This window comes from Streptomyces sp. NPDC050759, from assembly GCF_044456945.1.
Lineage (GTDB): Bacteria > Actinomycetota > Actinomycetes > Streptomycetales > Streptomycetaceae > Streptomyces.
The window spans coordinates 81,702-97,858 of record NZ_JBITGI010000004.1 but is presented as its reverse complement, the minus strand read 5'-3'; the positions used below and the strand labels follow the sequence as shown (position 1 = coordinate 97,858).

Here is a 16,157-nt window from a genome sequence, read left to right as displayed (position 1 = left end):
GTCCTAGGGCAACGGCAGTGACCGCAGGGAACCGTGGGCACGGGCCATGACGACGATGTGGCCCGTGTCCCCGCCCGGCGCGACGAGCACGGGGTGTTCGCCGCCTCTGGTCTGCGCGTACGCCGCGGACATGCGGGGCGCGGCGGTTCCGGTCCCCTGCGGACCGGCGTGCAGGTCGATCGAGAGCACGCGGCCCCGCCTGGCGCGGTCGTTGACGGGGGTGAAGGTCACGAACCGGCCCCCGGCCACGGCGGCGTCCGCCTCGGTGGCGTACGTGCTCCACAGCTTGCGGTCGTTCTCGAGGTCGTACGCGAACCAGTTGCCCGCGCTCGTGTCCTCGGCGCCGGCCTCGTACAGCACCAGGATCCCGTCGTCGGAGATCACCCCGTGTACGGGCTTGTCGATCGTGTTCCTCGGGGTCGGCAGCGCCCTCAGCGTCGCCGGATCCAGGCGCCGCATGGGCGGGAAGGTGTCCCCCGCGGAGAACGGGCTGCCGGTGCAGACCAGGTAGTGGCCGCCGGTGACGAGGTGCGGGCACTCGACGCCCGTGGGGCTGGTCGCCACGATGTCGCCCGTGCGGGCGTCGCGGGCGGTGACCCGGGTGCCGTCGGCCGTGTATACGCGGCCCCGGAAGGCGGCCAGGGGTTCGCCCGTGCTCCAGGCGACGGTCCGGTGCCAGAGGGGCGTGCCGTCGGATGCGCGAACGGCGTCGAGGACGGCGGTGTCGGTGAAGGGATCCGGTGCGTCGAGGGCGTAGACGATCCCGTCCGCAGCGGCGAGCGCGAGGTAGGCGCGGCCGGTGCGCAGTTGATGGGTCCACGCCTGCGCACCCGTTCGCAGGTTCGCCGCGCGGAGCCTGCCCGCGACCCCGGTCACGGCCCGTTCGTCGGCCGCGTCGACGGCCAGTCCGGCGCTCTTGCCGTGGTCGCCCGCGGACAAGGTCCAGGTGATACGGCCGTCGGCCCGCGAACGCCCCACGAATCCGCCGGAGTCGGTCGCGCACACCACCTGGTGCGCCGTCGCGCCGCAACTGCCGTGGGCCTCCCCGCTGGAGAGGGACGCCGCCCACGCGCGCCACGGGCCCGAGACGGACCTCGATGTCGTCTCCACCGTCGGCCCGGAGCTCCGCGATCCACCGGACGCGGGGGTGTCCGCGCACCCCGCGAGCATGACCAGCGCCGCGCCCACCACGACGATCCGCCGCTTCATCCGCCCACCCCCGCGCAAGAAAAACCCATGCTACGACCGCTCACCGCTCCAGGAGCATCCGCTGCAACTCCCGTGCCGCCCGCGGCGGAGCCACATCGCTGCGGTGGGCCAGCGCGATCGTCCGGTGCAGGCCGGGCCGGGCGAGCGGGGTGACCCGCAGCCCCCGCCCGGAGCGGGTGGCGACCATGCGCGGTACGACGGCCACGCCCAGCCCGGCCCGCACGAAGCCCAGCACCGCGTCCATCTCCCCGCCCTCCACCGCGAAGTCCGGCTCGAAGCCCTCGGCGCGGCATGCGGCCACGGTCAGCTCGCGCAGGTCGTAGCCGTGCCGGAACATCACCAGGGGCTCGCTCTCCAGGTCGGCGACGCGCACGGTACGGCGGCCCGGGCCACCCGGGGCCGGCGCCTCGGGGGAGGACACGACGACCAGGTCCTCGCGCAGCAACTCCACCGTGGTCAGCGCCGGGGACGGCGACGGCAGCGGGAGGACCACCAGGGCCAGGTCGAGGGCGCCGCGCGCGAGCAGCCGTACGAGATCGTGCGAGCCGCCCTCCTCGATCATCAGCCGGATGCCGGGATAGCGGTCGTGGAAGGCGCGCAGCACGTCCGGCAGCAGACCGGTGCACAGGCTCGGGGTGGCGCCGAGCCGGACCCGGCCGCTGCGCAGCTGCACCAGCTCCTGCACCTCGTGCCGGGCGGTGTCCGCGTCGGCCAGGATGCGGCGGGCCAGCGGCAGCAGGGCCTCGCCCGCGTCGGTGAGGGCGATGTTGCCCCGCGCCCGCAGGAAGAGGTCCGCCCCGAGCTCCCGCTCCAGGGCCCTGATCTGCTGCGACAGGGAGGGCTGGGCCACATGGACCGCCTCGGCGGCGCGGGTGAAGTGCCGGGTCTCGGCGACCGCCACGAAGTACTGGAGCTGCTGGAACTGCATCCTCGTACGATAGCCGCTCTCTATGGAATCAAGCCGGACCATGTCTTGGACCGATGGGGCTGGTCGGCCCTAGCGTCTTGCCCATGGCTCTGGCAACGCGGACGGGCCGACGGCCGTCCATGGCACGCACCGTGTGGGACAGCTCCGTCGGCAAGAAGACCGTGATGGCCGTCAGCGGGCTGATCATGCTGCTGTACCTGGTCGTCCACATGATCGGCAACCTGAAGATCTTCTTCGGGGCGGGCGAGTTCAACCACTACGCGCACTGGCTGCGCACGGTCGGGGAACCGTTCATGCACTACGAGTGGACGCTCTGGATCATCCGCGTCGTGCTGGTGGCCGCCGTCGTCGCGCACGCCATCTCGGCGTACCAGCTCAGCCGCCGCGACATTCGGGCACGGCCCGGCAAGTACGTCCACAAGAAGCCGCGGGCGAGCTACGCGACGCGGACCATGCGCTGGGGCGGGATCATCCTCGGCCTGTTCATCGTGTGGCACATCCTCGACCTGACGACCGGCACCGTGCACTCCGGCGGCTTCCAGGAGGGCCACCCGTACCAGAACGTCGTGGACACCTTCTCCACCTGGTACGGCAACGTCATCTACATCGTCGCGATGCTCGCCCTCGGCCTGCACGTCCGGCACGGCTTCTGGAGTGCCGCACAGACCCTCGGCGTCGGCAGCCGCACCCGCGACCGTGCCCTCAAGGCCGTCGCCAATGTCCTCGCACTGCTGCTCACGGCCGGCTTCATCGCCGTACCCGTGGGTGTCATGACCGGAGTGGTGAGCTGAACATGACCTACGTCGACTACACGACCGGCGCGCCGCTGGCGGACGGCAAGGCTCCTTCCGGGCCCATCGGCGAGCGCTGGGACAAGCGCCGTTTCGAGGCCAAGCTGGTCAACCCCGCCAACCGCCGCAAGCACACGGTGATCGTCGTCGGCACCGGCCTCGCGGGCGGCTCCGCCGGTGCCACCCTCGCCGAACAGGGCTACCACGTCGTCCAGTTCTGCTATCAGGACTCCCCGCGCCGCGCCCACTCCATCGCCGCTCAGGGTGGCATCAACGCGGCCAAGAACTACCGCAACGACGGCGACTCGATCCACCGCCTCTTCTACGACACCGTCAAGGGCGGCGACTTCAGGGCGCGCGAGTCCAACGTCCACCGCCTGGCACAGATCTCGGTGGAGATCATCGACCAGTGCGTGGCGCAGGGCGTGCCCTTCGCGCGGGAGTACGGCGGTCTGCTCGACACCCGCTCCTTCGGCGGGGTGCAGGTCTCCCGGACCTTCTACGCCCGCGGCCAGACGGGTCAGCAGCTCCTGCTGGGCGCGTATCAGGCGCTGTCGAGGCAGATCGCGGCCGGGAACATCGAGATGCACCCGCGCACCGAGATGCTCGACCTGATCGTCGTCGACGGACGGGCGCGCGGGATCGTGGCCCGCGACCTCGTCACCGGTCGCGTCGACACGTACTTCGCGGACGCGGTGGTGCTGGCCTCCGGCGGCTACGGCAACGTCTTCTATCTGTCGACGAACGCCATGAACTCCAACGCCACCGCCATCTGGCGGGCCCACCGGCGCGGCGCCCACTTCGCCAACCCCTGCTTCACCCAGATCCACCCGACCTGCATCCCGCGCACCGGCGACCACCAGTCCAAGCTCACGCTGATGAGCGAGTCGCTGCGCAACGACGGCCGGATCTGGGTGCCGAAGGCCAAGGGCGACACCCGTCCGCCGAACCGGATCCCCGAGGACGAGCGCGACTACTACCTGGAGCGCATCTACCCCTCCTTCGGCAACCTGGTGCCGCGCGACATCGCCTCCCGCGCCGCGAAGAACGTCTGCGACGAGGGCAGGGGGGTCGGGCCGGGCGGCCAGGGCGTCTACCTCGACTTCGCCGACGCCATCCAGCGCATGGGCCGGGCAGCCGTGGAGGCGAAGTACGGCAACCTCTTCGACATGTACCAGCGGATCACCGACGAGGATCCGTACGAGGTGCCGATGCGGATCTACCCCGCCGTGCACTACACGATGGGCGGACTGTGGGTGGACTACGACCTCCAGACCACCATCCCCGGCCTGTTCGCGATCGGCGAGGCCAACTTCTCCGACCACGGGGCCAACCGGCTCGGCGCCTCCGCGCTGATGCAGGGCCTGGCCGACGGCTACTTCGTGCTGCCGGCGACCATCAACGACTACCTCGCCCGCAACCCGCACCAGGACGCGGTGACCGGCGAACACCCCGCCGTGCAGGAGGTGTTGGCGGAGACCGAGGACCGGCTCAACCTGCTCCTCGCCGTCGACGGGGACCGCACGCCGGACTCCTTCCACCGCGAGGTCGGCGAACTCATGTGGGAGTTCTGCGGGATGGCGCGCACCGACTCGGGGCTCCGCAAGGCGCTGGAGCGCATCCCGCAGATCCGCGAGGAGTTCTGGCGGCGGATCAAGGTCCCGGGCACCGGCGAGGAGTTCAACCAGTCGCTGGAGAAGGCGAATCGGGTCGTCGACTACCTGGAGCTCGCCGAGCTGATGTGCCTCGACGCACTGCACCGCGCCGAGTCCTGCGGCGGCCACTTCCGCGAGGAGTCACAGACGCCCGACGGCGAAGCCGCCCGCAGGGACGACGAGTTCGCCTACGCGGCGGCCTGGGAGTTCACCGGCACCGGTGAGGCACCCGTCCTGCACAAGGAAGACCTGGTCTTCGAGTACGTCCACCCCACTCAGCGGAGCTACGCATGAAGCTCACCCTGCGCGTCTGGCGGCAGAAGAACGCCGACGCCGACGGCGCGATGTCCACGTACGAGGTGGACGGCATCTCGTCCGACATGTCCTTCCTGGAGATGCTGGACACCCTCAACGAGGAGCTCATCCTGCGCGGTGAGGATCCGGTGGCCTTCGACCACGACTGCCGTGAGGGCATCTGCGGCGCGTGCTCGCTCGTCATCAACGGCGACGCCCACGGACCGGAGCGGACGACCACCTGTCAGCTGCACATGCGGTCCTTCTCGGACGGCGACACGATCGACGTCGAGCCGTGGCGGGCGTCCGCGTTCCCGGTGATCAAGGACCTGGTCGTGGACCGCTCGGCCTTCGACCGGATCATCCAGGCCGGGGGATACATCACCGCGCCCACGGGTGCGGCACCCGAGGCCCATGCGACGCCGGTACCCAAGCCCGACGCCGACTTCGCCTTCGAGAACGCCGAGTGCATCGGCTGCGGGGCGTGTGTCGCCGCCTGCCCCAACGGGGCGGCGATGCTGTTCACCTCGGCCAAGGTGAATCACCTGAACGTGCTGCCGCAGGGGGCGCCGGAGCGCGAGACCAGGGTTCTCGACATGGTGGAGCAGATGGACGAGGAGGGCTTCGGCGGCTGCACGCTCGCGGGCGAGTGCGCGACGGCCTGTCCCAAGGGGATTCCGCTGGTCTCCATCACCAGCATGAACAAGGAATGGCTGCGGGCGACCCGGAAGGTCGCCAGGCGCTGAGAGACGTTCGCCGACAAGGTGCGGACGGGTGGGGCCGGACGTGGTGCTCAGGTCCGGCCCCGCCAAGGTCACGTGGAGGCCTCGTCGATCAGGTCGGTCGCCCTCCGGTCACCGGCGGGACACCGGCAGGACGACGGAGTCGGAGGCCCCGGACACCTTGCCCGAGCCGTTCAGCCTCCGCACATCCGCACTCTCGGAACCCGTCACGTACACGCCAACCGGCGTCGGGAGAACAGGGACAGCGGCACCGCTCGCCGCCTCCGCCTGTGACCTGGAGAGTGCCATGAACGGCGTTTCCACCCTGGACCGTCCCCCGCAGAGCGTCGCCCCCACCCGCTACACCGTCAGCCTGGCCCGTGACGAGGACGACGTACGGGCCGCGCAGCGGCTGCGCCACGACGTGTTCGCCGGGGAGATGGGCGCCCTCCTGTCCACCCCGGAACCCGGCCTCGACGTGGACGGCTTCGACGCCTACTGCGACCACCTGCTCGTCCGCGACACCGTGACCGGCCAGGTCGTCGGCACCTACCGGCTGCTGCCCCCGGAGCGGGCCGCGGTGGCCGGACGCCTGTACTCGGAGGGCGAGTTCGACCTCGCGCCGCTCGACGCGATCCGCCCGGGCCTCGTCGAGGTCGGCCGCTCCTGCGTGCACCCCGACCACCGCGACGGGGCCGTCATCGGTCTCATCTGGGCCGGGATCGCCCGCTACATGGTGGACCGCGGCCACGACTGGCTGGCCGGCTGCTGCTCGATCCCGCTCGCCGACGGCGGCGCGCTCGCGGCCGGCACCTGGGACCGGGTGCGCACCAAGTACCTGGCTCCCGAGGAGTTCCGGGTACGGCCCCTGCTGCCCTGGGCGCCGGCAGAGGGTACGCCCGCCGCCCACACCGAGCTGCCCCCGCTGCTGCGCGGCTACCTCCGCCTCGGCGCCTGGGTGTGCGGTCAGCCCGCCCACGACCCGGACTTCGGGGTCGCCGACATGTACGTGCTGCTGTCGATGCGCCGGGTCAACGCCCGCTATCTGCGGCACTTCCTCTCGCTCGCCCCGGCCTGATGAGCGTCTGGCTGCCCAGCGCGCCCTGCACCCCGGGGGCGTGTGTGGAGCGGACGGGGGCCGCCACGGCCGTACCCCGTGCCGTGCTGCGGCTCCTCGCGGTCGCTTCGGTGCTGCTCGCCGGGATCGCGTTGCTGCCGGTCGGCCGGTTGATCCCGGCCGGCGCGGTCAGGTGGTGGTGCCGGGCGGTGGTGCGGGCCTCGGGGGTCCGGGTCCGCATGTCCGGCGCCGCCACGCCCCCGGGCGGGGTGCTCCTGGTCGCCAACCACATCTCGTGGCTGGACATCCCGCTGCTCGCCGCGGTACGCCCCGCGCGGATGCTCGCCAAGTCCGAGATCCGGCAGTGGCCCGTGGCGGGATGGCTGACGGCCCGCAGTGGCGCACTGTTCATCGAGCGGGACCGGCTGCGTGCCCTCCCGGACACGGTCTCCCGGATCGCCGACGCGCTGCGCGGCGGCTCCGCGGTCGCCGTCTTCCCCGAGGGCAGCACCTGGTGCGGCCGCGCCCAGGGCCACTTCCGTCGCGCGGTGTTCCAGGCGGCCCTGGACGCCGGCGTGCCCGTCCAGCCGGTGAGCCTGCGCTATCGGCTCGCCGACGGCGGCTCCAGCACGGCCCCCGCCTTCATCGGCGACGACTCCCTGCTCACGTCGGTGTGGCGGGTGGTGTCGGCACGGGGGCTGATGGCCGAGGTGGAGGTCGTGGCCCCGGTCACCCCGGGCAGCCACCCCGACCGCCGCTCACTGGCCCGGGCGGCGCAGTCCTGCTCGTGCCACGGGCGCACCGGGGAGCACACGGCCGACGACTGACACTTTGACGGCCACGGCGGCAAGGCCGACCGCCCGGCGGCCAACAGCCCTGGCCGACGACTGACACTTTGACGGCCACGGCGGCAAGGCCGACCGCCCGGCGGCCAACAGCCCTGAGCCTGCCGAGCGACGGCACACGGCGGGGTCCGTCAGGGGGCGGGCACCGCCCGTACCCAAGCCCCGGGCCGGCGGTCGGGCTGATGGAGGCGGGGCTTGTATATCGGTGCCCAGGTCAGGGCGGCGGGCTTTGGGTTGGGGCCGGCAGATCCGGGTGCCCGCGCCCAGTGCCCTGGGCGGACTGGCGGCCGGGGTGTCGGGTCGGCGGAGTGAGGTGTCTGTGTCTGGTGCCTGGGTCGGGTGGCGGGTTCCGGGCTGGGGCCGGCGGCTTCGGGTGTCTGTGTCTGGTGCCCGCGGTGGGCTGGGGGCCAGCGTGTCGGATCGGCGGTGTCAGGTGCCTGTGGCCGGTATCCGGCCAAGGTGACCGGCCTTGAGCTGGAGCCGGTGGATTCGGACGCCCGTGTCGCGTGCCCGGCCGGAGTCACGGCCCCCGGACCAGGGCTCACCGAGTTCAGGTGCCCGACGTCAGTGCCCGGGCCAGATAGGGGGCCGTGGCGCTCCCCTCCACCTCGGCCACTTTCCCCGGCGTTCCTGCCGCCACGATCCGTCCGCCGGCGTCCCCGCCGCCCGGGCCCAGGTCGATGACCCAGTCCGCGCCCGCCACGACCGACATGTCGTGCTCGACGACGATCACCGTGTGACCGGCGTCGACGAGGCCGTGGAGCTGGCGCATGAGGACCTCCACGTCGGCCGGGTGGAGGCCGGTCGTGGGTTCGTCGAGGAGGTACAGGGTGTGGGCGCGGCGGACGCGCTGGAGTTCGCTCGCCAGCTTGATGCGCTGGGCCTCGCCGCCGGAGAGTTCGGTGGCGGGCTGGCCGAGGCGGAGGTAGCCGAGGCCGACGTCGAGGAGGGTGGCCAGACTGCGGGCCACGGCCGGGGTGTCCGCGAAGAAGTCCGCCGCCGACTCCACCGTGAGGTCCAGCACCTGGGCGATGTTCCGTCCCCGGTACGTCACCTCGAGCGTGGCGGGGTTGTAGCGGGCCCCGCCGCAGTCCGGGCAGGGCGCGTAGGTGCTCGGAAGGAAGAGCAGCTCGACGCTGACGAACCCCTCTCCCTGGCAGGTCTCGCAGCGCCCTCCCGCCACGTTGAAGGAGAACCGGCCCACCCCGTAGCCGCGTTCACGCGCCTCCTCGGTGCCGGCGAAGACCTTGCGCACGACGTCGAACAGGCCCGTGTAGGTCGCCAGGTTGGAGCGCGGGGTCCGGCCGATCGGCTTCTGGTCGACCGAGACCAGCCGGCCCACCTCCTCCCGCTCCTCCGTGATCTCGCCGACCAGCGTGGACTTGCCCGAGCCCGACACCCCGGTCACCGCGGTGAACACGCCGAGGGGGAACTCGGCCGTCACCCCGCGCAGGTTGTGCCGGTCGACCGGACCGACCGTCAACCGGGCGCGCCACGACCGCACTTCACGCTTCACCACGGGGGACCGGTCGAACAGGAACCGAGCCGTCGCCGACTCCGCGACCGTGGCCAGCTCCTCCACCGGACCGCTGTGCAGCACCCGCCCGCCGTGCTCACCCGCCAGCGGCCCGACGTCCACCAGCCAGTCCGCCCCGCGCATGACGTCCAGCTGGTGCTCCACCACGAACACCGAGTTGCCGGCCGCCTTGAGCCGCGCCAGCACGGTGAGGAGGGCCTCGGTGTCCGCGGGGTGCAGTCCGGCGGAGGGTTCGTCGAGGACGTACACGACTCCGAACAACCCGGACCGCAACTGGGTGGCCAGCCGCAGCCGTTGGAGTTCACCCGCGGACAGGGTGGGCGTCGCGCGGTCCAGGCTGAGATAGCCGAGACCGAGCTCGAGGACGGGCGCGATACGGGACCTCAGGTCGTCGGTGAGGACCCGCGCGGTTTCGCCGCGGGCGACCAGCGAGGCGGCCAGCTCCGTCAGCGGCAGTGCCGCGAGGTCGGCGATCGTGCGGCCCGCGAAGGTGACCGCCAGCGCCTCCGGACGCAGCCTGCTGCCGCCGCAGACCGGGCACGGGGTGGAGACCAGGAACCGTTCCGCTTTCGCCTTCAGCGTCTGGCTCTTGGAGTCCGCGAACGTCTTCAGGACATAGCGGCGGGCGCTCATGTACGTACCCTGGTACGGGCGTTGAATGCGGTCCGCGTCCCGCACCGGGTGCACGGTGACGACCGGTTGCTCGTCGGTGAACAGGATCCACTCGCGCTCTTCGGCGGGCAGTTCGCGCCACGGCCGGTCCACGTCGTGACCGAGCGCGTCGAGGATGTCCCGCAGGTTCTTGCCCTGCCAGGCACCGGGCCACGCCGCGATCGCGCCCTCCCGGATCGACAGCGACGGGTCGGGCACCAGCGACTGCTCGGTCGTACGGTGGACGCGGCCCAGGCCGTGACACTCCGGGCAGGCGCCGACCGCCGTATTGGGGGAGAAGGAGTCCGAGTCGAGCCGTTGGGCGCCCGGCGGGTAGTCACCGGCCCGGGAGAACAGCATGCGCAGCGAGTTCGAGAGATTGGTGACGGTCCCCACGGACGAGCGGGACGTCGGCGCCGAGCGACGCTGCTCGAGCGAGACGGCGGGCGGCAGTCCGGTGATCTCCCCGACCTTCGGCGCGCCGACCTGATGGATCAGTCGGCGCGCGTACGGAGCCACCGACTCGAAGTACCGTCGCTGAGCCTCCGCGTAGATCGTCCCGAACGCCAGCGACGACTTGCCCGACCCGGACACCCCCGTGAACACGGCCAGCACATCCCGCGGAATGTCGACATCGACCCCTTGGAGATTGTGCTCACGGGCACCGCGGACGCGGACGTAGGGGTCGTGGGAGCCGTGGGGGGCGTACATGTAAACGACTTTAACCGGAGGTGATCGTCGCCAGCCGCCGATAGGAGTCCAGCAGGGCCTCGCGGTCGTACGTACTGGTCGTGACCAGGACCTCCTGCGCCGCCGTCTCCTTGAGCACCGTCTCCAGCTCGTGGGCGACCTGTTCCTCGGTGCCGGCGATGTGCCCGGCGAGACCGCCCTCGTAGAAGCCTCGTTCCTTCTCCGTCATCGCCAGACCCTCGACGCGCTCCACGGGCGGGAGCGGCGGAAAGGTGCCGTGGGTGCGGGAGTACGCCATCGCCCAGGCCTCCGGGACCAGCAGGCGCCGTGCCTCCTGTGGGGTGGCGGCCACCGCGACCGTCCCGGAGATGACGACGTACGGCTCCCGCGCCCAGGAAGAGGGCCGGAAGTGCGCGCGGTAGTGGTCGATGCCGCGCTGCATCCTGTCGCGGCTCCTGAGGTCGCCGATGACCATCGGCAGGCCCGCGCGCGCCGCGATCGCGGCTCCCTCGCCCATGGCCAGCACAAAAGGCGGCACGGTGAGGCCTTCGGCCGGTCGGGCGTGCACGCCCGTCGGGGAGGTGCCGCGGAACCAGCCCAGCAGCTCCTCCAGCTGTACGGCGAAGTCGTCGGCGTCGTCCTTGCCGCGGCCCAGCGCCTTGCGCACACCGTCGGTGAACCCCACCGAGCGACCCAGGCCCATGTCGATCCGGCCGGGGAAGAGGGACTCAAGGACTCCGAACTGTTCGGCGACGACCAGGGGTTGGTGGTTGGGCAGCATCACACCGCCGGTGCCGACCCGGATCCTCTCCGTCGCGGAGGCGACGGCGGCCGCCAGCACGGTCGGCGCGGAGCCCGCGACTCCCGGCACGCCGTGGTGCTCCGAGACCCAGAACCGGTGGTAGCCGAGCCCCTCCAGCTCACGCGCCAGCCGGACGGTGTCCCGCAGCGCCTGCGCGTTCGTGCCGCCCTCGCGGGTGCGGGAGCGGTCCAGGACGGAGAAGCGGGTGGCGGCGATCACGGAACTCACACAGGGTTCAACACGTGACCGGGGGCGGTATTCCCGCCGGAAAACCGGATGACCGCGATCGCCGCAGGTCAGCACAATGGACCGCGTGACCGTCCAGAACATCCTGCTCTCCGGCATCGTCGGCTCGACCGCGTACGGACTCGCCCGCGAGGGATCCGACGTGGACCGGCTCGGCATGTTCGCCGCGCCCACCGAGACCCTGCTCGGCCTGCACACGCCGAAGGAGTCCCACGTCAGCACGGCACCGGACCGCACCCTGCACGAGGCGGCGAAGTGGTGCCGGCTCGCCCTCGGTGGCAATCCGACCGTCATGGAGCTGGTCTGGCTGCCGGACGAGCTGTACGAGGTGCGCACCCCGCTGGGCGACGAACTCGTCGGCATCCGCGGGTCGTTCCTGAGCGCCCAGCGGGTCCGGGACGCCTATCTCGGGTACGCCACCCAGCAGTTCAGGAAACTGGAGAGCCGCGCCGGCGACCATCGCACCGCCAAGCACGCCCGGCATCTGAAGCGGCTCTGCCACCAGGGTCTGGAGCTGTACACCACCGGACGGCTCGCGGTGCGGGTCGTGGACCCCGAGGAGTACCACCGCTTCGGGGACGCCGTCGCCGCCGATCCCGCCTCGGCCCGGTCACTGCTCGCCCACTACGAGACCGCGTTCGCCGAGACCCGCAGTGTGCTGCCGGACCGGCCCGACGAGCGACCGGCCGAGGCGTGGCTGCGCCGCGTCCGCGCGGAGTTCTACGACACGGCGGCGTGAGCGGGTCTCCAGTTGAACCAGCTGGGCCGGGCCCTCAGTCCTCGGGGCGCAGCAGGCCGCGCTCGTACGCCTTGACCAGGTGCTGCGGGACGAGATGGGCGACGCCCTCGATCGTGACCGGCACCAGCTGGGTGGTGGTGGCCTTCCACTGCGAACGGCGGTGGCGGGTGTTGCTGCGGGACATCTTCCGCTTGGGGACAGCCATGGCGTGAACCTCCTCGGTGGGTGAGCACCGAGGACGCTACATGAAAATGGATCCCATTAACAATCAACGCCGGCGACGGGACCGTACCCGGGCCTCCCGCGGGGGCTCGATGAACTGCAGCTCCAGCGTGAGCGGCGGCTCGGCAACCCCCGGTCCGCCCGAGGCCACCCACCGCACGACGTCCTCGGTGCCCTCGTCGTCCATGACGAACCCGATCCACGCGGCCCGGCCACCCGCCCGGCGCCCGGCGGCGGAGGGCCGCACGACGATGACGTTCGCCTGGTCGCAGGGGCCCAGGCAGTCGGTCGTACGGACCTGGAAGCCGTGCTCGGCCGCCCCCGCCCGCAGCAGCTCCAACTGCCAGGCATGGTCGGTGCCGGGGTTTTTGTGGGCATCGCCGCAGCAGCAGCCCCGGCAGACGACGACGGTGCAGGAGGCGGAGCCGATCAGGGAGGTGCGGGGCGTCGAGGGCATGGGAGAAGCATGATCCATACGGTGCGCGCCCCGTGCTACCGGGTCGGCCGGATCAGAACCTCGCTCCTACGGCGGCCCCGCTCCGCGGCACCAGGAACGACGGCGCCGACGGCAGTGAACCGTCGGCCCCGCGTGCGCCGGTGAGCGGCGCCGGGTCAGTGCTCAGCACCGAGGACGTGTTCCAGGTGCCGCCCAGATCCCAGGAGTTGCCGCTGGAGACGGTCGCCGAGCCGAGTGCGGCGGCCTTGGTGTCGGCGACGGACAGGTTCCCGGTCAGCTTGGCCTTGCCACCCGAGACGTCGGCGTCGAACCCCGTACCGCCGTTGGCCCACGTCGAGTTGCGGGTCAGGGCGAGGGCGCCGGTGTTGCCGTTGTCCGTCACGCCGTGCGCCGCGTTCTTGAAGGCGATCGAGTTGCGCAGGGTGTGCGCCACCGCTGGTGCCGGGCTGCCGCCGCCGAGCTTGAAGCCGTTGCCGTCGCCCGCGAAGTCGGGGAAGTTCCAGCGGTTGAATCCGTTGCCGTACGCGATCGTGTTCTCGACGGTGACCGGCGAGGTGAACTTCCAGTCGTCGAAGCCGTCGTCGACGTTGTTCCACAGCCTGGCGCCCCGCACCACGTTGCCGGTCCCCGAACCCTCCTTGATGGCCAGCCCGTCCGCGCTCTCGCCGTTCTTGCGCGGGTCGCGGTTGGCGTAACTGTCCAGGTTCAGGATCTGGTTGTTGCTGGAGGCGCCCTGGAGCTGGAAGCCGGACTCGTAGTTGTCATGGGTCTTCAGACGGGCGAAGACATTGCCGTTGCACCCGTCGCAGTAGACGCCGTAGGGCCCGTTCACGATCTCCAGGTCCGAGATCCGCCAGTAGGAGGCCTCCTGGTGGATCGCCCCGCGCTCGGCCCGCGGGATGCTGCCGCCGACCGGGGTGTGGCTCGCGGCGAGCTGCTCGCCGTCGATCACGACCCGCTCGCCCTGGTAGGCGCCGAGAGAGATGGGCTGGGACGCGGTGCCGGAGCCGGCGATGGTGATGTTGTCGGTGAGCGCGTAAGTCCCGGCCCGTACGGCGATGGTGTCGCCGGGCTTCGCCAGGTCGACGGCCCGTTGGACCGTGCGCAGCGGCTGGGCGAGGGTGCCGGGGGCGCTGTCGTTCCCGTTCGTCGCCACGATCAGGGTCGTCGGCGCCGCGGACGCCTCGGTCACCGGTAACGCCAGGGCCGCGCCCACCAGTGCCGCCGTCCAGATCGCCGTGTACACACGCATGGAGTCTCCCGCCTCGGCCTACTGCTCTGTCGAGGGGGAGTGGTCGCCCGGGGCGGGAAGGTTGCCGGGTCTAGGGTGGGTCGTGTGACCGAAAGCGACAAGCGCCCGCTCGCCGTGTTCGACCTGGACAACACCCTGGCCGACACGGGCCACCGGCAGCGGTTCCTGGAGCGCAGGCCCCGCGACTGGGACGCCTTCTTCGCGGCCGCGCCCGAGGATCCGCCGATCCCCGAGGGCATCGCGCTGGTGCGGGAGCGCGCCGAGGAGTGCGAGATCCGCTACCTCACCGGGCGGCCCGAGCGCTGCCGGCGCGACACGCTCGCCTGGCTCGCCGCACAGGGGCTCCCCGAGGGGCGTGTGTACATGCGGCGCAACGACGACCGGCGGCCCGCCCGGCGCACCAAGCTGGAGATCCTCAAGCGGCTCGCCCGCACCCGCGAGATCCGGGTCCTGGTGGACGACGACGAGTTGGTCTGCGAGGACGCCGAACGGGCCGGATTCACCGTCGTACGGGCACGCTGGACCGCCCCTTCCGCCGCGCTGGAGGTGGCGCAGGAGCGGGAGGGGCGGACCTGAGAACCGTCAGTCGGACTCGTCCAGGCGGAAGCCGACCTTCAGCCCTACCTGCCAGTGCTCGATCTGTCCGTCCTCGATCTGGCCCCGCACCTGGGTCACCTCGAACCAGTCGAGGTTGCGGAGGGTCTGCGAGGCACGGGCGATGCCGTTGCGGATCGCCTGGTCGACGCCGTCGGGTGAGGTGCCGACGATCTCGGTCACCCGGTAGGTGTGGTTCGTCATGGTTCCACCGTGCCCCAGGCGGCGGCGGAACGCGAGCCGTCCGAACCTATCGTTGACCCATGGACGGTATGCCGCGTGACACCTCCCCCACCGAACTGAATCCCCTGCGCCGGCTCACCCTGGAGCAGCTCCGACGGCGTACGAGCATGAAGTGGCGGACCTACCCGCAGGACGTACTGCCGCTGTGGGTCGCCGAGATGGACGTCCCCCTGGCCGAGCCGGTCGCGCAGGCCGTCCGGGACGCGGTGGCGCTGGGGGACACCGGGTATCCGGCCGGGACTGCGTACGCCGAGGCGCTGGCCGGCTTCGCGAGCAAGCGGTGGAACTGGGACGGCCTCGCGGTCGAGCGCACGGCGATCGTCCCGGACGTGATGCTGGGCATCGTAGAGATGCTCAAGCTGGTCTGCGGACCGGGCGATCCGGTGGTCGTCAACTCGCCCGTCTACCCGCCCTTCTACCAGTTCGTCGGGAACATGGACCGGCGGGTCGTCGAGGCTCCGCTCGGTGCGGACGGCCGGATCGACTTCGAGGTCCTGGAGGACGTCTTCCGGCGGGTGCGGAAGGGCGCGGCCCGGCCCGTCTATCTGTTGTGCAGCCCGCACAACCCGACCGGCACCGTCCACTCCGCCCAAGAACTGGTGGACGTGGCGGCGCTGGCGCGGACGTACGGAGTGCGGGTCGTGGCCGACGAGATCCACGCCCCGCTCATGGCGGCGGGTGCGACGTTCGTCCCCTACCTGAGTGTGCCCGGCGCGGGGAGCGGGCTGTCGCTGATGTCGGCCTCCAAGGCGTGGAACCTCGCCGGACTCAAAGCCGCCGTGGCCGTCGCCGGGCCCGACGCGGCCGACGACCTCGCGCGCCTTCCCGAAGAGGTCGGTCACGGTCCCAGCCATGTCGGCGTCATCGCCCACACCGCCGCGCTGCGGGACGGCGGCGCCTGGCTGGACGCCCTGCTCACCGGCCTCGACGACAACCGCCGGCTGCTGGCCCAGCTCCTCGCCGAGGCGCTGCCCGCCGTGCGCTACGCACCGGCCCAGGCCACCTACCTCGCCTGGCTGGACTGCCGCGCGCTGGACCTGCGCGGCGATCCGGCGGACGTCTTCCTGGAACGTGGCCGGGTCGCCCTGAACTCCGGTATCCCGTTCGGCACCGGGGGCGCCGGCTTCGTACGGCTGAACCTCGCGACCTCGCCCGAGCTGATCACCGAGGCGGTCCGGCGGATGGCCGCGGCCCTCGACTGACCGCGGGGACCGGCGCGAACC

The 16,157-nt window shown here is 71.7% G+C and carries 16 protein-coding genes; 8 read left to right on the top strand and 8 right to left on the bottom strand.

The features are described 5' to 3' along the window. Nucleotides 1-3: 3 nt before the first annotated feature. Nucleotides 4-1,209 carry a PQQ-binding-like beta-propeller repeat protein gene (locus ACIBJB_RS13940; RefSeq protein ID WP_398930030.1) on the bottom strand — a complete coding sequence of 402 codons (1,206 nt, stop codon included), beginning with the start codon at nucleotides 1,207-1,209 and terminating at the stop codon, nucleotides 4-6. Between the two features lie 40 nt (nucleotides 1,210-1,249). Further along, entirely contained in the window at nucleotides 1,250-2,137 is an 888-nt protein-coding gene (locus ACIBJB_RS13935; RefSeq protein WP_398930028.1) for a LysR family transcriptional regulator, read from the bottom strand. Nucleotides 2,138-2,256: 119 nt separating this feature from the next. Between ACIBJB_RS13935 and ACIBJB_RS13930 the strand changes: the two genes are divergently transcribed. From ACIBJB_RS13930 to ACIBJB_RS13910, 5 genes are all read left to right on the top strand, one after another. Further along, complete coding sequence (locus ACIBJB_RS13930) at nucleotides 2,257-2,928, top strand: succinate dehydrogenase (RefSeq protein WP_398930983.1); 672 nt, start codon at nucleotides 2,257-2,259, stop codon at nucleotides 2,926-2,928. A gap of 2 nt (nucleotides 2,929-2,930) precedes the next feature. After that, the gene (locus ACIBJB_RS13925; protein ID WP_398930026.1) at nucleotides 2,931-4,877 is read left to right on the top strand and encodes a fumarate reductase/succinate dehydrogenase flavoprotein subunit; all 1,947 of its coding nucleotides are present in this window, start codon (nucleotides 2,931-2,933) and stop codon (nucleotides 4,875-4,877) included. After that, on the top strand, nucleotides 4,874-5,623 hold the full coding sequence (locus ACIBJB_RS13920) for a succinate dehydrogenase/fumarate reductase iron-sulfur subunit (RefSeq protein WP_398930024.1): 750 nt from the start codon (nucleotides 4,874-4,876) through the stop codon (nucleotides 5,621-5,623). The genes ACIBJB_RS13925 and ACIBJB_RS13920 overlap by 4 nt, the downstream gene beginning before the upstream one ends. A 283-nt stretch (nucleotides 5,624-5,906) precedes the next feature. Next, nucleotides 5,907-6,677, top strand: a complete 771-nt coding sequence (locus tag ACIBJB_RS13915; protein ID WP_398930022.1) for a GNAT family N-acetyltransferase — start codon at nucleotides 5,907-5,909, stop codon at nucleotides 6,675-6,677. After that, nucleotides 6,677-7,483, top strand: a complete 807-nt coding sequence (locus tag ACIBJB_RS13910; protein ID WP_398930020.1) for a lysophospholipid acyltransferase family protein — start codon at nucleotides 6,677-6,679, stop codon at nucleotides 7,481-7,483. Before ACIBJB_RS13915 ends, ACIBJB_RS13910 begins: the two co-directional genes overlap by 1 nt. Nucleotides 7,484-8,051: 568 nt before the next feature. On the opposite strand, the gene ACIBJB_RS13905 is transcribed toward ACIBJB_RS13910, so the two are convergent. Both ACIBJB_RS13905 and ACIBJB_RS13900 read right to left on the bottom strand, forming a co-directional pair. Then, nucleotides 8,052-10,400 (bottom strand): ATP-binding cassette domain-containing protein, encoded by a 2,349-nt coding sequence (locus tag ACIBJB_RS13905; RefSeq protein WP_398930018.1) that lies wholly within the window; start codon nucleotides 10,398-10,400, stop codon nucleotides 8,052-8,054. 10 nt (nucleotides 10,401-10,410) lie between these two features. Then, the gene (locus ACIBJB_RS13900) at nucleotides 10,411-11,409 is read right to left on the bottom strand and encodes an LLM class flavin-dependent oxidoreductase (RefSeq protein WP_398930016.1); all 999 of its coding nucleotides are present in this window, start codon (nucleotides 11,407-11,409) and stop codon (nucleotides 10,411-10,413) included. 85 nt (nucleotides 11,410-11,494) lie between these two features. Here ACIBJB_RS13900 and ACIBJB_RS13895 point away from each other — a divergent pair, with 85 nt between their 5' ends. Then, the gene (locus tag ACIBJB_RS13895; protein ID WP_398930014.1) at nucleotides 11,495-12,166 is read left to right on the top strand and encodes a DNA polymerase beta superfamily protein; all 672 of its coding nucleotides are present in this window, start codon (nucleotides 11,495-11,497) and stop codon (nucleotides 12,164-12,166) included. A gap of 34 nt (nucleotides 12,167-12,200) precedes the next feature. Here the strand turns inward: ACIBJB_RS13895 and rpmF are convergent, their stop codons facing one another. The 3 genes from rpmF to ACIBJB_RS13880 form a co-directional block, all read right to left on the bottom strand. Beyond that, nucleotides 12,201-12,371 (bottom strand): 50S ribosomal protein L32, encoded by a 171-nt coding sequence (rpmF, locus tag ACIBJB_RS13890; protein ID WP_398930012.1) that lies wholly within the window; start codon nucleotides 12,369-12,371, stop codon nucleotides 12,201-12,203. A gap of 63 nt (nucleotides 12,372-12,434) precedes the next feature. Then, the gene (locus ACIBJB_RS13885; protein ID WP_398930010.1) at nucleotides 12,435-12,845 is read right to left on the bottom strand and encodes a (2Fe-2S) ferredoxin domain-containing protein; all 411 of its coding nucleotides are present in this window, start codon (nucleotides 12,843-12,845) and stop codon (nucleotides 12,435-12,437) included. Between the two features lie 52 nt (nucleotides 12,846-12,897). Beyond that, entirely contained in the window at nucleotides 12,898-14,097 is a 1,200-nt protein-coding gene (locus ACIBJB_RS13880) for a right-handed parallel beta-helix repeat-containing protein (RefSeq protein WP_398930008.1), read from the bottom strand. An 84-nt stretch (nucleotides 14,098-14,181) separates the two neighbouring features. Here ACIBJB_RS13880 and ACIBJB_RS13875 point away from each other — a divergent pair, with 84 nt between their 5' ends. Beyond that, nucleotides 14,182-14,673: a hypothetical protein gene (locus ACIBJB_RS13875; RefSeq protein ID WP_398930006.1), complete on the top strand. Its 492-nt coding sequence runs from the start codon at nucleotides 14,182-14,184 to the stop codon at nucleotides 14,671-14,673. A gap of 6 nt (nucleotides 14,674-14,679) precedes the next feature. Here the strand turns inward: ACIBJB_RS13875 and ACIBJB_RS13870 are convergent, their stop codons facing one another. Then, complete coding sequence (locus ACIBJB_RS13870) at nucleotides 14,680-14,895, bottom strand: dodecin (protein WP_398930004.1); 216 nt, start codon at nucleotides 14,893-14,895, stop codon at nucleotides 14,680-14,682. A gap of 68 nt (nucleotides 14,896-14,963) precedes the next feature. Here ACIBJB_RS13870 and ACIBJB_RS13865 point away from each other — a divergent pair, with 68 nt between their 5' ends. Next, nucleotides 14,964-16,136: a MalY/PatB family protein gene (locus tag ACIBJB_RS13865; protein WP_398930981.1), complete on the top strand. Its 1,173-nt coding sequence runs from the start codon at nucleotides 14,964-14,966 to the stop codon at nucleotides 16,134-16,136. Nucleotides 16,137-16,157 lie beyond the last annotated feature (21 nt).